Origin of the sequence: Pseudomonas furukawaii, from assembly GCF_002355475.1 — a bacterium.
Lineage (GTDB): Bacteria > Pseudomonadota > Gammaproteobacteria > Pseudomonadales > Pseudomonadaceae > Metapseudomonas > Metapseudomonas furukawaii.
The window spans coordinates 5,848,566-5,867,449 of record NZ_AP014862.1; the positions used below are offsets into that span (position 1 = coordinate 5,848,566).

An 18,884-nucleotide genomic window follows, 5' to 3' on the forward strand; every position below is an offset into this window, starting at 1 on the left:
ACGGAGCAATGTCGCAATGAAGAACTACAAGAAGATTCTGCTGGCTGCGGCCGCCACCCTGGCTTTCGGCAGCAGCGCCATCGCCGCCGAGAAGCTGAAGATCGGCACCGAAGGCGCCTACCCGCCCTTCAACCTGATCGACGCCAGTGGCCAGGTCGGCGGCTTCGACGTGGAGATCGCCCAGGCGCTCTGCGCCAAGATGAAGGCCGAATGCGAAGTGGTGACCTCCGACTGGGACGGCATCATCCCCGCCCTGAACGCCAAGAAGTTCGACTTCCTCGCCGCCTCCATGTCCATCACCGAGGAGCGCAAGCAGGCCGTCGACTTCACCGACCCCTACTACACCAACAAGCTGCAGTTCATCTCCGCCAAGGGCAATGACTTCAAGACCGACAAGGCCAGCCTGAAAGGCAAGGTCATCGGCGCCCAGCGTGCGACCATCGCCGGCACCTGGCTGGAAGACAACATGGCCGACGTGGTGGACATCAAGCTCTACGACACCCAGGAGAACGCCTACCTCGACCTGTCCTCGGGCCGCCTCGATGGCGTCCTGGCCGACAAGTTCGTGAACTGGGAATGGCTGAAGAGCGATGCCGGCAAGGACTTCGAGTTCAAGGGCGACCCTGTGTTCGACAACGACAAGATCGCCATCGCCGTGCGCAAGGGCGATCCTCTGCGCGAGAGGCTGAACACCGCACTGAAGGAAATCGTTGCTGACGGTACCTACAAGAAGATCAACGACAAGTACTTCCCCTTCAGCATCTATTGACCTGCCCATCCGGTGTCGCCCGACGGCGGCACCGGATCCTGAGCTCCCATGACCCTAGACCTCCACGGATTCGGCCCGGCCCTGGCCGCGGGCACCCTCATGACCATCAAGCTGGCCCTTTCGGCGCTGGCGGTGGGACTGGTGCTCGGCCTGCTCGGCGCACTGGCCAGAACGTCGCCCTACAAGCCGCTGCAGTGGCTCGGCGGCACCTACTCCACCATCGTGCGCGGCGTGCCCGAACTGCTCTGGGTCCTGCTGATCTACTTCGGCACGGTGAACATGATGCGCGCCCTGGGCGAGTGGCTCGGCATACCCGACCTCGAACTCAGCGCCTTCGCCGCCGGCACCATCGCCCTCGGCCTGTGCTTCGGCTCCTACGCCACCGAAGTGTTCCGTGGCGCCATCCTCGCCATTCCCAAGGGGCACCGGGAGGCCGGCATGGCCTTGGGCCTGTCGAAAGGCCGCATCCTCTGGCGCCTGATCCTGCCGCAGATGTGGCGTATCGCCCTGCCGGGCCTCGGCAACCTGTTCATGATCCTGATGAAGGACACCGCGCTGGTGTCGGTGATCGGTCTCGAAGAGATCATGCGCCGCTCGCAGATCGCCGTGACCGCCAGCAAGGAACCCTTCACCTTCTACATGGTGGCCGCCTTCATCTACCTGGGCCTGACCATCCTCGCGATGATCGGCATGCACTGGCTTGAGAAGCGCGCGGGCCGTGGCTTCAAGCGGAGCGCAGCATGAACTGGGAAGTGATCCTCAAATACCTGCCGCAACTGGCGCAGGGCGCCATCCTCACCCTGGAACTGGTCGCCATCGCCGTCGTCGCCGGCCTGATCCTGGCCCTGCCCATGGGCATCGCCCGCGCCTCGCGCCACTGGTACGTCCGCGCCCTGCCCTACGGCTACATCTTCTTCTTCCGCGGCACGCCGCTGCTGGTGCAGCTGTTCCTGGTCTACTACGGCCTGGCCCAGTTCGACGCCGTGCGCAAGGGACCGCTCTGGGTCTACCTGCGGGACCCCTTCTGGTGCGCGGTCATCACCATGACGCTGCACACCGCGGCCTACATCGCGGAGATCCTCCGGGGCGCCATCCAGGCCGTCCCCCCGGGCGAGATCGAGGCCGCACGCGCCCTGGGCATGTCCCGCGCGCAGGCGCTGTTCTACATCATCCTGCCTCGCGCGGCGCGCATCGGCCTGCCGGCCTACAGCAACGAAGTGATCCTGATGATCAAGGCCAGCGCCCTGGCCAGCACCGTGACGCTGCTGGAGCTCACCGGCATGGCCCGGACCATCATTGCCCGCACCTACCTGCCGGTGGAGATCTTCTTCGCCGCCGGCCTGTTCTACCTGCTGATGACCTACGTACTGGTCCAGGCCTTCCGCCAGCTCGAGCGCAAGCTCCGGGTGGACGCCCTGCAAGGCCGCTGAGCCCCGCACCGCTCCTCGCCGGCAAGGTGAGGAGCGGTGACGCCGGTGATATCATCGGCGCCCTCCTCCACCCCGCCGCTCCACCAGCATGATCAGCCCACCCCCCCTCCAGGGCCCGCAACTGCGGGAACGATTCGACGCCCTGGACAGTTTCCTTCTCCAGCACCAGTACCTCTGGCGGCCCGCGCCGTTCACCGAGCTGGAACTGCCCTGGGAAACCCGCCACCCGGAGCTGGCGCGCTGGCTGCGCGCCCGCTCCCTGGAGGAGGCGGACGCCATTCACAATCACCCGGAGCGATTGCCGGCGCCGGCACCTTATCCACAACTGGCGGAACGCTCCGCCAGCTTGAGCGAAGTGGTGCCGCTGCCGGTCGCGCGCAGCGAATCGATCCCCACGGCATTCACCCTCGATGTCCCAGGCCGCAAGTGGGAACAGATCGAGGCCTTCGCCAGTCGCCTCGCGTTCCGGCAGCCCCCCGCCCACTGGCTGGACTGGTGCTCCGGCAAGGGGCATCTGGGACGGCGCCTGGCCCATGACGGCACCCCGCTCACCTGCATCGAACTGGACCCGCAACTGGTGGAGAGCGGCCAGGCATTGAGCCTGCGCCTCGGCCTCGACGCCCGTCACCGGCAGCAGGACGCACTGGCTGACGACGCCATCGCGCAGATCCGTCCCGAGCACACGCCGGTCGCCCTGCATGCCTGCGGCGATCTCCATGTACGCCTGATGCAGTTGGCCAGCACCCTCGGCTGCCGGCAACTGGCCGTGGCGCCCTGCTGCTACAACCGCATCCAGGTGCCGCATTACCAGCCGCTCTCCGCAGCGGCCGGAGGCTCGGCCCTGCGCCTCAGCCAGGCCGACCTGCGCCTGCCCCTGAGCGAGACCGTCACGGCCGGCGCCCGGGTTCGCCGCCAGCGCGATCAGTCCATGGCCCGGCGACTGGCATTCGATCTACTGCAACGGGAGTTGACCGGAGAGGACCGCTACCTGCCTGTTCCCTCGCTCGCCAGCAGTTGGCTGGACAAACCATTCGCCCGCTATTGCCGGGACCTCTGCGCACTCAGGCAACTGCCGGCCCCCGCCGAACGGGACTGGCAAGCACTGGAAACCGCCGGCTGGCATCGCCTGGCCCAGGTGCGCAACCTGGAGCTGCCCCGAAGCCTGTTCCGCCGCCCGCTGGAACTCTGGCTCCTCCTGGACCGGGCCCTCTTTCTGGAAGAACAGGGCTACCAGGTCAGGCTGGGCAGCTTCTGCGATGTCCGCCTGACTCCCCGAAACATCCTGCTGCTGGCGGAGCGCTGAGGTTACCCACAGAAGCTGTGGATAACTTTGTTGATTAAATCTGGGCAGATTCCCGCAATGGACTGCCCATCAGCTTTCGAAAGGCTGGACATTTTTTGCTCAACGGCCCCGCCACCAATGAAATCAAGGGTTTGCACAATACCGAGACACAGCGCACAAACCGGAGGCATGAAGGTGCCGGCAATCCTATCCATTGTGCATAAGCATCCGGGCCAGTGGCGCGCGAAAGCCTCCATCACCCCGTCAGAACGGTTTACTCTGCCTGCCCAATCGCTATAATGCGCGCCTCAATGCCGGTATAGCTCAGCTGGTAGAGCAACTGACTTGTAATCAGTAGGTCCCGGGTTCGATTCCTGGTGCCGGCACCATATAAACAAAGGCCCGCAGAGATGCGGGCCTTTGTTTTTGGAAGCTACACGTAACAAGCCACCGTGAAGGTGCTCCACGGATTGGTTTCAGTTCATCGCCTCAGTAGTCGGTTCGCTGGCCTGGCCAGCAGCTGTCGTCGCCCTTGCCTTCCTGGTGCGCGCACCGCCCACCAAGTTGATCCCGCGACTTCGCACCGTGAAATACGGGGAGCTGCAGCTCAGCCAGCCAGCCGAGGGTTTCCTGTTCCAGTTGGTCTTCGGTCATTCGTCTGCCTTACCTGGCGTGGGTATCACAACGATTTGCGCCGGTACTGTTGTACCGGGCTTCGCGGTGATGCGGGATCAGTCATTTCGATCAAGCCAGCCGCCAAGGCCGGCTTGAGATAGTTCTGGGTAAAGGTGGGGCGATGCGACAAGCCCAGCCGCTGCATCAGCTCGCTGGACTTGAGCGCCACCCCGGGTGGCAGTGCCTGCAGCAGGCGGACTACTTGATCGGTTACTTGCTCGTTTACTTGATCGCTCTGACCAGCCTCCTGCAGAGCTTGGCGCAACGCAGCCAGCATGAACTCCACGAACGGCGTGGCTTCGGCCGCCTGGTCAGCAGCCGCCAGCGCCGTGTAATAGGACTCTTGCTGGTCTCGGATCACCGTCTCCACCGGCAGGTAGGCCAGCACCGGCCGCCACTGGCTGAGGATCAGGGTCTGCCACAAACGCCCCATGCGCCCGTTACCGTCGGCGAAGGGGTGGATGAATTCGAACTCATAATGGAACACACAACTGGCGATCAGCGGATGCCAGTCACTGGCGCCGAGCCAGCGCAGCAGATCCCGCATCAAAGAGGCGACTCGACTGGCCGGCGGCGCCATGTGCAGCAAACGGCCCTCGCGGTAGATACCGACACCGCCCTGGCGATAACGTCCGGCGTCATCAATCAGCCCCTGCATCAGCAGCGCATGAGCAGCCAGCAGATCGGCCTGTCGTTGTTGCTGCCAGCCAGGCATGGCGTCATAGGCAGCGAAGGCATTACGCACTTCCTGAATTTCTCGCGGCAGCCCCAGCACCCGCTTGCCATCGAGCACCGCCGTGACCTGTTCGACGCTCAGGGTGTTGTTCTCGATGGCCAACGAAGCCTGAATAGTGCGAATGCGATTGCCCCGGCGCAGCTGCGGCGTCAGCGCCTCACTGCGCTGCGCAGTCAGCCGCCCGACCTGTTCACTGATCTCGGCGACCAGAGCCAGCATCTGGGGTGTCAGGGTCAACGGCGGCTGGTAGCGCTTCATGCACTCAGCTCCATCGGGGCTTGAAGGTTCGCTTGATACCCTAGCGGAAGACCCACTGTTTCTGCGTCCACCAGAGAGTCCGCATCCAGGTCAAAGGGCAACACCCACAGGCTCATGTCGTCGCCGAAATCGAAAGCCGGCAACGACCTTTGCAGCCCCGACCAATAGGGGTAAATCAGCACCAGCCTGGGTACACCTGACCGCACCACTCCGGTCCCGCCCCTTGGCCAGCACGCCTTCCTCGATCAGGCCGTCACGCGCCGCCCAGAAAACGTACTCGGTCAGTTGCGGGATTTGCCCACGCACACGTTCCAGAAGGGATTGGTTGCCAGTGGTGTTGCCATCTACCGGCACCGCTGCGAGCAAGGCAGCGCGCAGGTCGTTGAGGTCAGTCATGTACTGCTCCATCACCAGTACGCAGCAATGGCTGCGCCTTGAGCATTCAAAATACGTCTATCGGGTGAAAGGTTCGTCAATCACAGGCAGGTCAGGGCATCAAACGCCTGCACCGCCTCAGACTCCCTGGACCGAGGCGCCAGAAAGCGAAGAATGCCGCATTATCCTTGTGGAATACGCCGTTTGCACGGGCGTTCTGTGCCCTGAATCCGTCCACTTATCAACTAGTCATCCCAGCGATCATCCTTGTCCAGATCGCGGTCTTCGGCCTGGACGAATGCGCCGAGCGTCAAGGCCAGCAGCAGGACGAGCGTGCGCATCTCATACCTCCTCGGGCTCCGGCTCGTGTTCGAGCAGGTTGAGCTCAAGATCAGCCCTGTCGCCCCACGCTTCGGTGATCTCCCCTTTCACTGCCACGCCCAACTGGCGGAAGTCGCTGACCTGTTTGACCAGGTTGCCCTTGCCCTGCACCAGTTGGTCGCAGGCCTTCCTGTAGGCGTCCTGGGCTTTTTCCAGGCTTTTGCCCACGCCGTCCATGCTGCCGAGGAAAGCGCGCAGCTTGTCGTAGACCTTGGCTACGCGCTCAGCCAGCTCGGCGGTGTGCTTGTTCTGGTCCTCGAATGGCCACAGTTGGCGCACGATGTTCAGGCTGGTCAGGAGAGTGGTCGGCGTGGCAACCAGCACGTTCTGCTCGATGGCCTTCTGGAACAGGGTTTCATCCGCCTTGAGCGCCTTGACGAAGGCGGACTCGATCGGCACGAACATGAAGACCATCTCCGGAGCATTCAGCCCGGGCAGGTCGAAGCAATGCCAGTCGGCAAGCTCCTTGATGCGCTGGCCGACGGCCGCCACATGCTCGCCCAGGGCAGCAAACATCAAAGGCAGCGTGACATGCTCACGCGACAACCACCTTGAAAATCGCCGGCGATGCGAGGCCTTTTTGCATTTCTGGACGACCACAAAGCCCCGCTTGAAACACTCCAATGGGGAAAAGGAATACAAAAGACGGCTAATATCCAGTCTTGCATCAGGCACTTACTGCCAACACTCTATGCCCCTCCCGCAACAGCCAGGACAATGAGCTATGCGTATTTTGGTCACCGGCGGAGCCGGCTTCATCGGCTCAGCGCTGGTTCGCCACCTGCTGACCGAAACCCAGCATGAAGTTTTCAACGTCGACAAACTGACCTACGCCGGAAACCTCGAGTCCCTCGCTCCAGTCGCGGCCAGTCCGCGCTACCGCTTCCTGCAAGCGGACATCTGCGACCGAGCGGCCATGGACGAGGCCCTGCGCGACTTCCAGCCCGACGCCGTGATGCACCTGGCCGCCGAGTCCCACGTGGACCGCTCCATCGACGGCCCCAGCGCCTTCATCCAGACCAACATCGTCGGCACCTACAGCCTGCTGGAAAGCGTGCGTGCCTACTGGCTGGGCCTGGATCAGGAGCGCAAGGCCGCCTTCCGCTTCCATCACATCTCCACCGACGAGGTGTACGGCGACCTGCATGGCGCGGATGATCTCTTCACCGAGACCACGCCCTACGCGCCCAGCTCTCCCTACTCCGCCAGCAAGGCGGCGTCCGACCACCTGGTCCGCGCCTGGAGTCGCACCTACGGACTGCCGGTACTGCTGACCAACTGCTCGAACAACTACGGCCCCTATCACTTCCCCGAGAAGCTGATCCCGCTGATGATCCTCAATGCCCTGGACGGCAAGCCGCTGCCCGTCTATGGCAATGGCCAGCAGATCCGCGACTGGCTCTTCGTCGAGGACCACGCTCGCGCCCTGATGGAAGTGGTGACCCGCGGCAAGCTGGGCGAGACCTACAACATCGGCGGGCACAACGAGCAGAAGAACCTCGACGTGGTGCGCGCCATCTGCGCCCTGCTGGAAGAACTGGCGCCGGAGAAGCCTGCCGGCGTCGCCCGCTACGAAGACCTGATCACCTATGTCCAGGACCGTCCCGGCCACGACCTGCGCTATGCCATCGACGCCGGCAAGATCGAGCGCGAGCTGGGCTGGACGCCGAGGGAGACCTTCGAGACGGGCCTGCGCAAGACGGTCCGCTGGTACCTGGACAACCGGGAATGGTGCCGTCATGTGCAGGACGGCAGCTATCAAGGTGAACGCCTGGGAGCCTCGGCATGAAAGGGATCGTCCTGGCGGGAGGCTCCGGCACCCGTCTCCACCCCATTACCCTGGGCGTGTCCAAGCAACTCCTGCCGATCTACGACAAGCCGATGATCTACTACCCGATCTCGGTGCTGATGCTGGCCGGCATCCGCGAGATCCTGGTGATCTCCACCCCCCATGACCTGCCCCAGTACCGGGGCCTGCTGGGCGACGGCAGCCAGTTCGGCGTGACCTTCAGCTATGCGGAGCAGCCCTCTCCGGACGGCCTGGCCCAGGCCTTCCTGATCGGCGAGGACTTCATCGGCGACGACTCGGTGTGCCTGATCCTCGGCGACAACATCTTCCACGGCCAGCATTTCACCGAAAAACTGAAGCGCGCGGCCCAGGCCCCCTCCGGCGCCACCGTCTTCGGTTACTGGGTCAAGGATCCGGAGCGCTTCGGCGTGGTGGACTTCGACGACCAGGGCAACGCCCTCTCCATCGAGGAGAAGCCGGCCAAACCCAAGTCCAGCTACGCGGTCACCGGCCTGTATTTCTACGACAACGACGTGATCCGAATCGCCAGGTCGGTCAAACCGTCCGCCCGTGGCGAACTTGAAATCACCGATGTGAACAATGCCTACCTGGCACGCGGCGACCTCCGGGTGGAACGCTTCGGCCGGGGCTTCGCCTGGCTCGACACCGGCACCCACGACAGCCTGCTGGAGGCTTCGCAGTACGTGCAGACCATCGAACACCGCCAGGGACTCAAGGTGGCGTGCCTGGAAGAGATCGCCTTCCAGAACGGCTGGATCGACACCCCTCAGTTGCTCGCCCGAGCCAAGGCCTTCGGCAAGACGGGCTACGGCCAGTACCTGTTCAAGATCGCTGGAGAAGACGAGTGAAAGCGACACCCACGGCCATTCCCGACGTCATCGTCCTCGAGCCCCGAGTGTTCGGCGATGAGCGCGGCTTTTTCTTCGAAAGCTTCAACGCTCGCGCCTTCACCGAGGCCACGGGCCTCGAGCGCGACTTCGTCCAGGACAACCACTCCCGCTCCCAGCGTGGCGTCCTCCGGGGCCTGCACTATCAGCTCCAGAGCGCTCAGGGAAAGCTGGTACGCGTGGTCCAGGGCGAGGTCTTCGATGTGGCGGTGGATATCCGCCGCAGCTCGCCGACCTTCGGCCGCTGGGTCGGCGTCCACCTCTCCGCCGAGAACAAACGCCAGCTATGGATTCCCGAAGGCTTCGCCCACGGTTTCCTGGTGCTCAGCGAATCCGCCGAGTGCCTCTACAAGACCACCGACTACTACGCCCCCGAGCATGAGCGCTGCATCCGCTGGAACGATCCTGACCTGGCCATCGACTGGCCCCTCAAGGACGCCCCGCAGCTCTCCGCCAAGGACCAGGCCGGCAGCGCCTTCAAGGATGCGGACCTGTTCCCATGAAGATCCTCGTGACAGGCAGCAGCGGCCAGCTCGCCCGCGAGCTCGGACTGGCCCTCGCTGACCGGGCCGACGTGGTGAACCTGGGTCGCGCGCAACTGGACCTGAGCCACCCCGAGCCCCTTCGTCAGCGCGTCCGCGCCGAAGCGCCGGACCTGCTGATCAACGCCGCCGCCCATACCGCCGTGGACCAGGCGGAGCGCGAGCCCGAAGCGGCCTTCGCCCTCAACGCCACCGCCCCCGGGCTGCTGGCCGAGGCGGCCGCGGACCTGGGCATCCCACTGGTCCACTACTCCACGGACTACGTCTTCGACGGCGAAAAAGCCGGGGCCTATGGCGAGGAGGACCCCACCCATCCGCTGGGCGTCTATGGGCGCAGCAAGCTCGCCGGAGAACGGGCCATCCAGTCCGTTGGCGGCGAACACCTGATCCTCCGCACCTCGTGGGTCTACGCCCTGCACGGGCGCAACTTTCTCCTCACGATGCAGCGCCTGCTGCAGGAACGCGACGAGCTGAGGGTGGTGGACGACCAGGTCGGCGCCCCCACCTGGGCCGGCAGCATCGCCCAGGCGACGGCGCGGCTGGTGGACGGCTGGCAGGCGGGCAATCGCCACTGGGGGCTCTACCACCTGAGCTGCGCTGGGGAAACCTCCTGGTTCGGCTTCGCCAGCGCCATCGCCGAACGCCTCAAGGCCGAGGGCAAGCGCTGCGCGCACCTGGTTCCCATTCCCTCCAGCGAGTACCCCACGCCCGCCAGGCGCCCCCTCAACTCGCGCCTGGACTGCGGCAAGCTGGCCCGCGACTGGCAGGTGCGCTTGCCGGATTGGCGCGACGCGCTGGACGCCTGCCTGGCGGATACCCGTCCTCGGGGCTGATCCCTGGCCCGCAGGCCCGGACCGGGATTTTCCCGATAACGGCCTGCGATGCCGATGCCATAATGCGCCCATCCCCCAGCGCACAGTGACCCCATGAGCACCATCCCTCTCCCCCCTCGCCCCCGCTGGCGCAGCCTGGTCGTGCTGGGACTGCTGCTGCTCCCCCTGCTCTGGCCGCTGCAGCATTTCAGCGAGCGCTACTACCGCCAGTCCCTGGAGGAACAGAACCGCCAGACCCTGGACCTCTACGTCGCCAACCTGCTGGGCACCCTGCACCGCTACGAAGTGCTGCCGCCGATCCTGGCCGACCTGCCGCCCCTGCGGGCCCTGCTGGCCAACCCCGGCGACGGCGGATTGCAGGCGGCGGCCAACCAGGTGCTGGCCGCCGTGCGCCAGGACACCGGCGCCGACGTCATCTACCTGATGAGCCCCTCCGGAATCACCCTGGGCTCCTCCAACTGGGACCAGCCCGACAGCTTCGTCGGCCGCAACTTCGCCTATCGCCCGTACTTCCGCGAGGCACTGGCGGGTAACCAGGGGCGCTTCTTCGGTCTCGGCACCACCTCCCGCAAGCGGGGTTACTTCTTCGCCAGCCCGGTGCGCGATGGCCAGCGCATCGTCGGCATCCTGGTGGTCAAGGTGGACCTGGACGACGCCGAAACCCTCTGGGGCAAGACGCCGGAGCAGTTGATGGTGACCGACGCCAATGGCGTGGTGATCATCTCCTCCCGCAGCGACTGGCGCTTCCACGCCACCCGCCCGCTGGACAATGCCGAGCGAGCCGCCATAGTCGCCAACCAGCCCTATCCGACGCAGGCGCCACCGCCCCTCGCGCTGGAGGAGCGGGCCTGGATCACCCAGAGCCGCGAGCTGACGGAAACCGGGCTCACCGCCAGCATCCTCGCCCCGCGCCAGTTGATCGACCGCCAGGTGAGCACCACGGTGGCCATCGGCGGTGCCGTGCTGCTGGCCCTGCTCCTGCTGCTGGGCCTGCTGATGCAACGCCGCCGCCACTACCTCGACCGCATCGCCCTGGACGCCCAGGCCCGTCGCGAGCTGGAGATGCGCGTGCTGGAGCGCACCCAGGACCTGGAAGCCCTGAACAGCCGGCTGAAGGACGAAGTGCTGGAGCGGGAGCAGGCCCAGCAGGAACTGGTGCGCGCCCAGGACGAACTGGTGCAGGCCGGCAAGCTGTCGGCCCTCGGCACCATGTCCGCCAGCATCAGCCATGAACTCAACCAGCCCCTGGCGGCCATTCGCAGCTATGCCGACAACGCGGGCGTGCTGCTGGACCACCAGCGCATCGGGGACGCCCGGGGCAACCTCCAGCAGATCAGCGAACTCACCGGGCGCATGGCGTCCATCATCGCGCACCTGCGCGCCTTCGCCCGGCGTGATCGCCACGCCCCGGAGAGCGTGGCCCTGCAACCCGCCCTGGACGACGCCCTGGCCCTGCTGGCCAAGCGCCGCCGGGCGATGGACGTGGAACTGATCCGCGACCTGCCGGACGCCCCGCTCTGGGTCCAGGCGGGGGAGACCCGCCTCCGCCAGGTACTGGGCAACCTGCTGGCCAACGCCCTCGACGCCCTCGCGGAAAGGCCCCAGCCACGGCGCATCTGGATCAGCGCCGAAACCACCGGGGACGGCGTGGCGCTGCACCTGCGGGACAACGGCCCCGGCTTCTCCGAAGAGGCCCTGCGCCGCGCCCGGGAGCCCTTCTTCACCACCAAGACCAGCACCCAGGGCCTTGGCCTGGGGCTGGCCATCTGCGATAGCCTGATGCGCGCCCTGGGCGGCGAACTGGTCTTCGCCAACCACCCGGAAGGTGGCGCGCTGCTGACCCTGCGCCTGCGCAATGCCGCCCCCGGCGTCATCCCCCAGCCTCCCGAGGACCTCACCGCATGACCGACACCCTTGACGCCCGCACCCAGGTGCTGCTGATCGACGACGACCCGCACCTGCGCCAGGCCCTCAGCCAGACCCTCGACCTGGCCGGCCTCAAGGTGCAGGTCCTGGGCGACGCCCAGGGCGTCGCGGAGCGTATCGACAGGGATTGGGCCGGCGTGGTCGTCACCGACATCCGCATGCCCGGGATCGACGGCCTGGAGCTGCTGCGCCAGCTGCGCGAACGCGACCCCGACCTGCCGGTGCTGCTGATCACCGGCCACGGCGATGTGCCCCTGGCGGTCCAGGCCATGCGCGCCGGCGCCTACGACTTCCTTGAAAAGCCCTTCCCCAGCGACCAGTTGCTGGACAGCGTGCACCGCGCCCTCGACCTGCGTCGGCTGGTGCTGGAAAACCGCAGCCTGCGCCTGGCGCTCTCCGATCGCCAGCAGCTCAGCGGGCGCCTGGTGGGCCAGTCACCCGCCATGCAGCGCCTGCGCAACCAGATCGGCGCCCTGGCCGCCACCAGCGCCGACGTGCTGATCCTGGGAGAAACCGGGGCCGGCAAGGAAGTGGTGGCCCGCGCCCTCCACGACCTCTCCGCGCGCCGCGACGGCCCCTTCGTCGCCATCAACGCCGGCGCCCTGGCCGAATCCGTGGTGGAAAGCGAGCTGTTCGGCCACGAGCAGGGCGCCTTCACCGGCGCCCAGAAGCGCCGCATCGGCAAGTTCGAGTTCGCCAATGGCGGCACGGTGTTCCTCGACGAGATCGAGAGCATGAGCCTGGATGTGCAGGTCAAGCTGCTGCGGCTCCTGCAGGAGCGGGTGGTGGAGCGCCTGGGCGCCAACCAGCTGATCCCCCTGGATATCCGGGTGATCGCAGCCACCAAGGAAGACCTGCGCCAGGTCGCCGACCAGGGCCGCTTCCGGGCCGACCTCTACTACCGCCTGAACGTCGCCAGCCTGAGGATCCCGCCCCTGCGCGAGCGCGGCGAAGATGTCCTGGCGCTCTTCGAGCACTTCGCCGACGCCGCCCGCACGCGCCATGGCATGGCCATGCGCAGCCTGGACAGTGGCCAGCGCGCGTTGCTGCTGACCCACAACTGGCCGGGTAACGTGCGCGAGCTGCAGAACGCCGCCGAACGCTTCGCCCTCGGCCTGGACCTGGCGCTGGACAACACGCCAGCGGAGCTGCCGCAGGTCGAAGGCGGGCTCAGCGAACAGGTGGAGGCCTTCGAACGCGCACTGATCGCTGCCGAACTGACGCGCCCGCACAACTCCCTGCGCAGCGTGGCGGAAGCCCTTGGCCTGCCGCGCAAGACGCTCTCGGACAAGCTGCGCAAGCACGGCCTCAACTTCAGCGGCGCCAATCCCGCCGACGAGCAGGACTGAACGGCCGGAGCCCCTACCCGGACTGTGTAGGAGCCAGCTTGCTGGCGAACCCGCGCAGCCTCGTTCCCGCCCCGAATCCGCGCCTGAACCAACGGCGCGGATCGCCCTCCCGCAGGCGCTGTCCGTCACACCCGGACGGACCTTCAGGACGGCATCGTCCTGACGACGATCAAACACCGACTCCAATCCCCCTCGAACCCTTGCACACGGAAGTTCGAACAGCCTCTCATGGCAACTTCCCCGAGTTTTAACGGCGTACTTCCCCATCTTTTTCCCAATAGATTTGCCGATTAAAAAGTTCGCCTTTATCGCCAAATACGCTATCGCCCTTTTGTAACTTCCTACAGACACCATGACCTGACTCATCACGCAGCAGCGTCCATGCAAGTTGCAACTTGAAGCCTTTCCAAAAGCGGCTAGCGTGAAAGAGGCGTCGCCCGGGATGGCGTGCCAATGCCTCTATCTTGCTCGTCCTGGGTGCCATCAGCAGTCATCGCCACCTCTCGACAGTAAGGAAACTGCTCACATGACTCCTTAGCTCGCGATTGATCTAGATCAGAACGCTGTGACTGGACCACGCGCTCAATAAGCGCAGTTCCTACTCCGGATGGAGGTAAATATGTCTGAATCGTCTGACAAACTTCGACTAGGCGCGCTGATCGCACTCGTCGTCGGCTCCATGGTGGGCGGGGGTATTTTCTCGCTGCCACAGAACATCGCCGCCAGCGCCAGCGCAGGGGCGACCCTGATCGGCTGGCTGATCACCGGCGTCGGCATGCTGATGCTGGCCTTCGTGTTCCAGACCCTGGCCAATCGCAAGCCCACGCTCGACGGCGGTGTCTACGCCTACGCCAAGGCCGGCTTCGGCGACTACATGGGTTTCTCTTCCGCCTGGGGCTACTGGATCAGCGCCTGGATCGGCAACGTCAGCTACATGGTGCTGCTGTTCAGCACCCTGGGCTTCTTCTTCCCGGTCTTCGGCGAAGGCAACACGCTGATGGCCATCATCTGCGCCTCGGTGCTGCTCTGGTTCCTGCACTTCCTGGTACTGCGCGGGATCAAGGAAGCGGCCTTCATCAACACCCTGACCACCATCGCCAAGATGGTGCCCCTGGCGTTGTTCATCGTCATCGCCGCGATCGCCTTCAAGCTGGACGTCTTCACCTCCGATTTCTGGGGTGCCGGCAACAGCGACCTGGGTACTGTGATGAACCAGGTGCGCAACATGATGCTGGTCACCGTCTGGGTCTTCATCGGCATCGAGGGCGCGAGCATCTTCTCCGCCCGCGCGGAGAAGCGCAGCGACGTGGGCAAGGCCACGGTCGTCGGCTTCGTCGGCGTGTTGCTGCTCCTGGTGCTGGTCAACGTGCTGTCCCAGGGCATCATGGCCCAGGCCCAGCTGGCCGGCCTGAAGAACCCGTCCATGGCCGGCGTGCTGGAGAGCGTGGTCGGCCACTGGGGCGCCGTGCTGATCAGCGTCGGGCTGATCGTTTCCCTGGCTGGTGCGCTGCTGTCCTGGACCCTGCTCTGCGCGGAAATCCTCTTCGCCAGCGCCCGCGACCACACCATGCCGGAGTTCCTGCGCAAGGAGAACGCCAACCGGGTTCCGGCCAACGCCCTGTGGCTCTCCAATGGGCTGATCCAGCTGTTCCTGATCGTCACCCTGTTCAACGCCTCCACCTACCTCAGCCTGCTCTACCTGGCCACCTCGATGATCCTGGTGCCCTATTTCTGGTCCGCGGCCTATGCCTTGCTGCTGGCCTGGCGCCACGAAACCTACGAGCAGGCACCCGGCGAACGCGGCAAGGACCTGGTCATCGCCCTGGTCGCCGTGATCTATGCGGTCTGGCTGGTCTACGCGGCGGGCGTGCAGTACCTGCTGCTCTCCGCCCTGCTCTACGCCCCGGGCGCGATCCTGTTCGCCAAGGCCAAGAAGGAGCTCGGCCAACCCGTGTTCACCCCAGTCGAGAAGCTGATCTTCGCCGCCGTGGTCATCGGCGCGCTCGTGGCGGCCTATGGCCTCTACGACGGCTTCCTGACCCTGTAACCCCAAGGAGACCTGCCATGTCCAAAGTCAAACTCGGCGTTCATTCCGAAGCCGGTAAATTGCATAAGGTAATGGTCTGCTCGCCGGGGCTCGCCCACACACGCCTTACCCCCAACAACTGCGACGAGTTGCTGTTCGATGACGTGATCTGGGTCAGCCAGGCCAAGCGCGATCATTTCGATTTCGTCACCAAGATGCGCGAGCGTGGTGTCGATGTCCTGGAGATGCACAACCTGCTCACCGACATCGTGCAGAACAAGGACGCCCTGAAGTGGATCCTCGATCGCAAGATCACCAACGACCAGGTGGGTGTCGGCCTCGTCAATGAGGTGCGCTCCTGGATCGAAGGGCTGGAGCCGCGCAAGATCGCCGAGTTCCTCATCGGCGGCGTCGCCGGGTCCGACCTGCCGGAAAGCGAAGGCGTCAGCGCCATCAAGATGTACCGGGACTACCTGGGCCACTCCAGCTTCATCCTGCCGCCGCTGCCCAATACCCAGTTCACCCGCGACACCACCTGCTGGATCTACGGCGGCGTGACCCTGAACCCGATGTACTGGCCGGCGCGACGCCAGGAGACCCTGCTCACCAGCGCCATCTACAAGTTCCACCCGGTCTTCACCGGGGCCGAGTTCGAGGTCTGGTACGGCGACCCGGACAAGGACCACGGCATGTCCACCCTGGAAGGGGGCGACGTGATGCCCATCGGCAACGGCGTGGTGCTGATCGGCATGGGCGAGCGGACCTCCCGCCAGGCCATCGGCCAACTGGCCCAGTCGCTGTTCGCCAAGGGTGCCGCCGAGAAGGTCGTGGTCGCCGGGCTGCCCAAGTCCCGCGCCGCCATGCACCTGGACACCGTGTTCACCTTCTGCGACCGCGACCTGGTCACCGTCTTCCCGGAAGTGGTGAGCGAGATCGTGCCCTTCGTACTGCGCCCGGACGAGAGCCGCCCCTACGGCATCGACATCCGCCGCGAGGAGAAGGACTTCATCTCGGTGGTGGCCGAATCCCTCGGCCTCAAGCAACTGCGCGTGGTGCAGACCGGCGGTGACGCCTTCGAAGCCGAGCGCGAGCAGTGGGACGACGGCAACAACGTGGTCTGCCTGGAGCCCGGCGTGGTGGTCGGCTACGACCGCAACACCTACACCAACACCCTGCTGCGCAAGGCCGGCGTCGAGGTGGTGACCATCAGCGCCAGCGAACTCGGCCGCGGCCGTGGCGGTGGCCACTGCATGACCTGCCCGATCCTCCGCGATCCGATCGACTACTGATCCCATCCCCAACGGCGGCTCCCACCCGGAGCCGCCGCCCCGCCAGCCACGAGCTGTTCTGACGGGGCCAGGTTTCAAACTGCCCACAAGGAGAAAGAATCATGGCCTTCAACATGCACAACCGTAACCTGCTCAGCCTGATGCACCACAGCACCCGCGAGCTGCGTTACCTGCTGGACCTTTCCCGCGACCTGAAGCGCGCCAAATACACCGGCACCGAGCAACAGCACCTGAAGCGCAAGAACATCGCGCTGATCTTCGAGAAGACCTCCACCCGCACCCGCTGCGCCTTCGAGGTGGCCGCCTACGACCAGGGCGCCAACGTCACCTACATCGACCCCAACTCCTCGCAGATCGGCCACAAGGAGAGCATGAAGGACACCGCCCGCGTACTCGGCCGCATGTACGACGCCATCGAGTACCGCGGTTTCAAGCAGGAGATCGTCGAAGAACTGGCCAGCTACGCCGGCGTCCCGGTGTTCAACGGCCTCACCGATGAGTACCACCCGACCCAGATGCTCGCCGACGTGCTGACCATGCGCGAGCACAGCGACAAGGCCCTGCACGAGATCAGCTATGCCTACCTGGGCGACGCCCGCAACAACATGGGCAATTCCCTGCTGCTGATCGGCGCCAAGCTCGGCATGGACGTGCGCATCGCCGCGCCCAAGGCCCTCTGGCCCTCCGACGAGCACGTCGCCGCCTGCCGGAAGTTCGCCGAACAAAGCGGTGCCCGCATCACCCTCACCGAAGACCCGAAGGAAGCCGTCAAGGGCGTGGACTTCGTCCACACCGATGTCTGGGTTTCCATGGGCGAGCCGGTGGAGGCCTGGGGCGAGCGCATCAAGGAACTGCTGCCCTACCAGGTGAACATGGACATCATGAAGGCCACCGGTAACCCCCGGACCAAGTTCATGCACTGCCTGCCGGCGTTCCACAACAGCGAAACCAAGGTCGGCAAGCAGATCGCCGAGCAGTATCCGAACCTGAAGAACGGCATCGAAGTCACCGAGGACGTGTTCGAGTCCCCCTACAACATCGCCTTCGAGCAGGCGGAAAACCGCATGCACACCATCAAGGCGATTCTTGTCTCGACCCTCGCCGACGTCTGACCTCAACCCTCCCCTCTCCCTCTGGGAGAGGGGCCGGGGGTGAGGGTCGCGAGCGGCCTGCTCGATGCACGGGTCGAGAGGACGGTCCCGGCCCTTGCCCTCCGCCATGCTAGGAGAACAACCATGCGAATAGTCGTCGCATTGGGCGGCAACGCCCTGCTGCGCCGTGGCGAACCCATGACCGCCGACAACCAGCGCGCCAACGTCCGCATCGCCGCCGAGCAGATCGCCAAGGTGGCGCCTGGCAACGAGTTGGTGATCGCCCACGGCAATGGCCCCCAGGTGGGCCTGCTGGCCCTGCAGGGGGCCGCCTATGAACAGGTTTCCCCCTATCCGCTGGACGTGCTGGGCGCCGAGACCGAAGGCATGATCGGCTACATGATCGAGCAGGAAATGGGCAACCTGCTGCCCTTCGAAGTGCCCTTCGCCACCCTGCTGACCCAGGTGGAGGTGGATGCGCAGGACCCGGCCTTCAAGAACCCCACCAAGCCCATAGGGCCGGTCTACTCGAAAGAGGAGGCCGAGGCCCTGGCCAGGGAGAAGGGCTGGAGCATCGCCCCCGACGGCGACAAGTTCCGCCGCGTGGTGGCCAGCCCGAGGCCCAAGCGCATCTTCGAGATCCGCCCGGTGAAATGGCTGCTGGAGAAAGGCACCATCGTCATCTGCGCGGGCGGCGGCGGCATTCCGACCATGTACGACGCGTCCGGCAAGGTGCTGTCCGGCGTCGAGGCGGTGATCGACAAGGACCTCTGCTCCTCCCTGCTGGCCCAGGAGCTGGAGGCGGACCTGCTGATCATCGCCACCGACGTGGACGCGGCCTACATCGACTGGGGCAAACCCACCCAGAAGGCCATCGCCCAGGGGCACCCGGACGAACTGGAGCGCCTCGGCTTCGCCGCCGGCTCCATGGGACCCAAGGTCCAGGCGGCCATCGAGTTCGCCCGCAACACCGGCAAGGACGCGGTGATCGGCTCACTGGAGAATATCGTCGCCATCACCCAGGGCACCTCCGGTACCCGCGTCAGCACCCGCAAGGCCGGTATCCAGTACCGCTGACCGTCAGCACGCCTCGGGGGCGAGTGCATTCGCCCCCGAGAAAGTCCTCTGCGCCCCTCGCCGCTCGCCCGCCGAATGACCAAAGGCGTGACTTGATAGTCATGCTCTGCGTCAGGTACACATCCCTTTTCATTCGAGCTGCCACCTG

The 18,884-nt window shown here is 65.3% G+C and carries 18 protein-coding genes and 1 tRNA gene; 15 read left to right on the plus strand and 4 right to left on the minus strand.

The genetic code is table 11. The features are described from left to right. The first annotated feature begins 16 nt into the window (after positions 1-16). The 5 genes from KF707C_RS27060 (at position 17) to KF707C_RS27080 (ending at position 3,870) form a co-directional block, all read left to right on the plus strand. Positions 17-769, plus strand: coding sequence for an ABC transporter substrate-binding protein (locus KF707C_RS27060; protein WP_003453386.1), 753 nt, complete (start codon positions 17-19; stop codon positions 767-769). A 48-nt stretch (positions 770-817) separates the two neighbouring features. After that, complete coding sequence (locus KF707C_RS27065; RefSeq protein WP_003453388.1) at positions 818-1,513, plus strand: ABC transporter permease; 696 nt, start codon at positions 818-820, stop codon at positions 1,511-1,513. Further along, a complete protein-coding gene (locus KF707C_RS27070; protein WP_003453390.1) occupies positions 1,510-2,199 on the plus strand; it encodes an ABC transporter permease in 690 nt (229 codons plus the stop codon). Before KF707C_RS27065 ends, KF707C_RS27070 begins: the two co-directional genes overlap by 4 nt. Before the next feature lie 88 nt (positions 2,200-2,287). Further along, positions 2,288-3,502, plus strand: a complete 1,215-nt coding sequence (locus tag KF707C_RS27075; RefSeq protein WP_003453392.1) for a methyltransferase — start codon at positions 2,288-2,290, stop codon at positions 3,500-3,502. A 292-nt stretch (positions 3,503-3,794) separates the two neighbouring features. Beyond that, positions 3,795-3,870, plus strand: a tRNA-Thr gene (locus KF707C_RS27080). A gap of 100 nt (positions 3,871-3,970) precedes the next feature. Here KF707C_RS27080 and KF707C_RS29385 read toward each other — a convergent pair. From KF707C_RS29385 to rmuC, 4 genes are all read right to left on the minus strand, one after another. After that, entirely contained in the window at positions 3,971-4,135 is a 165-nt protein-coding gene (locus KF707C_RS29385; protein WP_003453394.1) for a hypothetical protein, read from the minus strand. Positions 4,136-4,160: 25 nt separating this feature from the next. Further along, positions 4,161-5,150, minus strand: a complete 990-nt coding sequence (locus tag KF707C_RS27085; protein WP_003453397.1) for a Fic family protein — start codon at positions 5,148-5,150, stop codon at positions 4,161-4,163. A 90-nt stretch (positions 5,151-5,240) separates the two neighbouring features. Continuing rightward, positions 5,241-5,546: a hypothetical protein gene (locus KF707C_RS29390; RefSeq protein ID WP_036993265.1), complete on the minus strand. Its 306-nt coding sequence runs from the start codon at positions 5,544-5,546 to the stop codon at positions 5,241-5,243. Between the two features lie 321 nt (positions 5,547-5,867). Then, positions 5,868-6,422, minus strand: coding sequence for a DNA recombination protein RmuC (rmuC, locus tag KF707C_RS27095; protein ID WP_003453399.1), 555 nt, complete (start codon positions 6,420-6,422; stop codon positions 5,868-5,870). A gap of 208 nt (positions 6,423-6,630) precedes the next feature. On the opposite strand from rmuC, the gene rfbB reads away from it, so the two are divergent. The 10 genes from rfbB (at position 6,631) to arcC (ending at position 18,736) form a co-directional block, all read left to right on the plus strand. After that, positions 6,631-7,695, plus strand: coding sequence for a dTDP-glucose 4,6-dehydratase (gene rfbB, locus KF707C_RS27100; protein ID WP_036993267.1), 1,065 nt, complete (start codon positions 6,631-6,633; stop codon positions 7,693-7,695). Continuing rightward, positions 7,692-8,564 (plus strand): glucose-1-phosphate thymidylyltransferase RfbA, encoded by an 873-nt coding sequence (rfbA, locus tag KF707C_RS27105; protein ID WP_003453403.1) that lies wholly within the window; start codon positions 7,692-7,694, stop codon positions 8,562-8,564. Before rfbB ends, rfbA begins: the two co-directional genes overlap by 4 nt. After that, a complete protein-coding gene (gene rfbC, locus KF707C_RS27110; protein ID WP_003453405.1) occupies positions 8,561-9,106 on the plus strand; it encodes a dTDP-4-dehydrorhamnose 3,5-epimerase in 546 nt (181 codons plus the stop codon). Before rfbA ends, rfbC begins: the two co-directional genes overlap by 4 nt. Continuing rightward, the gene (gene rfbD / locus KF707C_RS27115; protein WP_003453406.1) at positions 9,103-9,978 is read left to right on the plus strand and encodes a dTDP-4-dehydrorhamnose reductase; all 876 of its coding nucleotides are present in this window, start codon (positions 9,103-9,105) and stop codon (positions 9,976-9,978) included. Before rfbC ends, rfbD begins: the two co-directional genes overlap by 4 nt. A 93-nt stretch (positions 9,979-10,071) precedes the next feature. Continuing rightward, complete coding sequence (locus KF707C_RS27120) at positions 10,072-11,883, plus strand: sensor histidine kinase (protein ID WP_036993269.1); 1,812 nt, start codon at positions 10,072-10,074, stop codon at positions 11,881-11,883. Further along, positions 11,880-13,253, plus strand: coding sequence for a sigma-54-dependent transcriptional regulator (locus KF707C_RS27125; protein ID WP_003453408.1), 1,374 nt, complete (start codon positions 11,880-11,882; stop codon positions 13,251-13,253). The genes KF707C_RS27120 and KF707C_RS27125 overlap by 4 nt, the downstream gene beginning before the upstream one ends. A 619-nt stretch (positions 13,254-13,872) precedes the next feature. After that, the gene (gene arcD, locus KF707C_RS27130) at positions 13,873-15,300 is read left to right on the plus strand and encodes an arginine-ornithine antiporter (RefSeq protein WP_003451733.1); all 1,428 of its coding nucleotides are present in this window, start codon (positions 13,873-13,875) and stop codon (positions 15,298-15,300) included. Positions 15,301-15,317: 17 nt separating this feature from the next. Further along, on the plus strand, positions 15,318-16,568 hold the full coding sequence (gene arcA / locus KF707C_RS27135) for an arginine deiminase (RefSeq protein WP_003451732.1): 1,251 nt from the start codon (positions 15,318-15,320) through the stop codon (positions 16,566-16,568). Between the two features lie 101 nt (positions 16,569-16,669). Beyond that, on the plus strand, positions 16,670-17,680 hold the full coding sequence (locus KF707C_RS27140) for an ornithine carbamoyltransferase (RefSeq protein ID WP_003451731.1): 1,011 nt from the start codon (positions 16,670-16,672) through the stop codon (positions 17,678-17,680). 123 nt (positions 17,681-17,803) lie between these two features. After that, positions 17,804-18,736 carry a carbamate kinase gene (gene arcC, locus KF707C_RS27145; protein WP_003451730.1) on the plus strand — a complete coding sequence of 311 codons (933 nt, stop codon included), beginning with the start codon at positions 17,804-17,806 and terminating at the stop codon, positions 18,734-18,736. Positions 18,737-18,884 lie beyond the last annotated feature (148 nt).

Coding starts and splice junctions, on each gene's coding strand:
- KF707C_RS27085 (WP_003453397.1), bottom strand. CDS start 5,150: ATGAAGCGCTACCAGCCGCCGTTGACCCTGACACCCCAGATGCTGGCT.
- KF707C_RS27125 (WP_003453408.1), top strand. CDS start 11,880: ATGACCGACACCCTTGACGCCCGCACCCAGGTGCTGCTGATCGACGAC.
- rfbA (WP_003453403.1), top strand. CDS start 7,692: ATGAAAGGGATCGTCCTGGCGGGAGGCTCCGGCACCCGTCTCCACCCC.
- rfbB (WP_036993267.1), top strand. CDS start 6,631: ATGCGTATTTTGGTCACCGGCGGAGCCGGCTTCATCGGCTCAGCGCTG.
- KF707C_RS27060 (WP_003453386.1), top strand. CDS start 17: ATGAAGAACTACAAGAAGATTCTGCTGGCTGCGGCCGCCACCCTGGCT.
- KF707C_RS27140 (WP_003451731.1), top strand. CDS start 16,670: ATGGCCTTCAACATGCACAACCGTAACCTGCTCAGCCTGATGCACCAC.
- KF707C_RS29385 (WP_003453394.1), bottom strand. CDS start 4,135: ATGACCGAAGACCAACTGGAACAGGAAACCCTCGGCTGGCTGGCTGAG.
- KF707C_RS29390 (WP_036993265.1), bottom strand. CDS start 5,546: ATGACTGACCTCAACGACCTGCGCGCTGCCTTGCTCGCAGCGGTGCCG.
- KF707C_RS27070 (WP_003453390.1), top strand. CDS start 1,510: ATGAACTGGGAAGTGATCCTCAAATACCTGCCGCAACTGGCGCAGGGC.
- rmuC (WP_003453399.1), bottom strand. CDS start 6,422: ATGTTTGCTGCCCTGGGCGAGCATGTGGCGGCCGTCGGCCAGCGCATC.
- arcD (WP_003451733.1), top strand. CDS start 13,873: ATGTCTGAATCGTCTGACAAACTTCGACTAGGCGCGCTGATCGCACTC.
- KF707C_RS27075 (WP_003453392.1), top strand. CDS start 2,288: ATGATCAGCCCACCCCCCCTCCAGGGCCCGCAACTGCGGGAACGATTC.
- KF707C_RS27065 (WP_003453388.1), top strand. CDS start 818: ATGACCCTAGACCTCCACGGATTCGGCCCGGCCCTGGCCGCGGGCACC.
- arcC (WP_003451730.1), top strand. CDS start 17,804: ATGCGAATAGTCGTCGCATTGGGCGGCAACGCCCTGCTGCGCCGTGGC.
- rfbD (WP_003453406.1), top strand. CDS start 9,103: ATGAAGATCCTCGTGACAGGCAGCAGCGGCCAGCTCGCCCGCGAGCTC.
- arcA (WP_003451732.1), top strand. CDS start 15,318: ATGTCCAAAGTCAAACTCGGCGTTCATTCCGAAGCCGGTAAATTGCAT.
- KF707C_RS27120 (WP_036993269.1), top strand. CDS start 10,072: ATGAGCACCATCCCTCTCCCCCCTCGCCCCCGCTGGCGCAGCCTGGTC.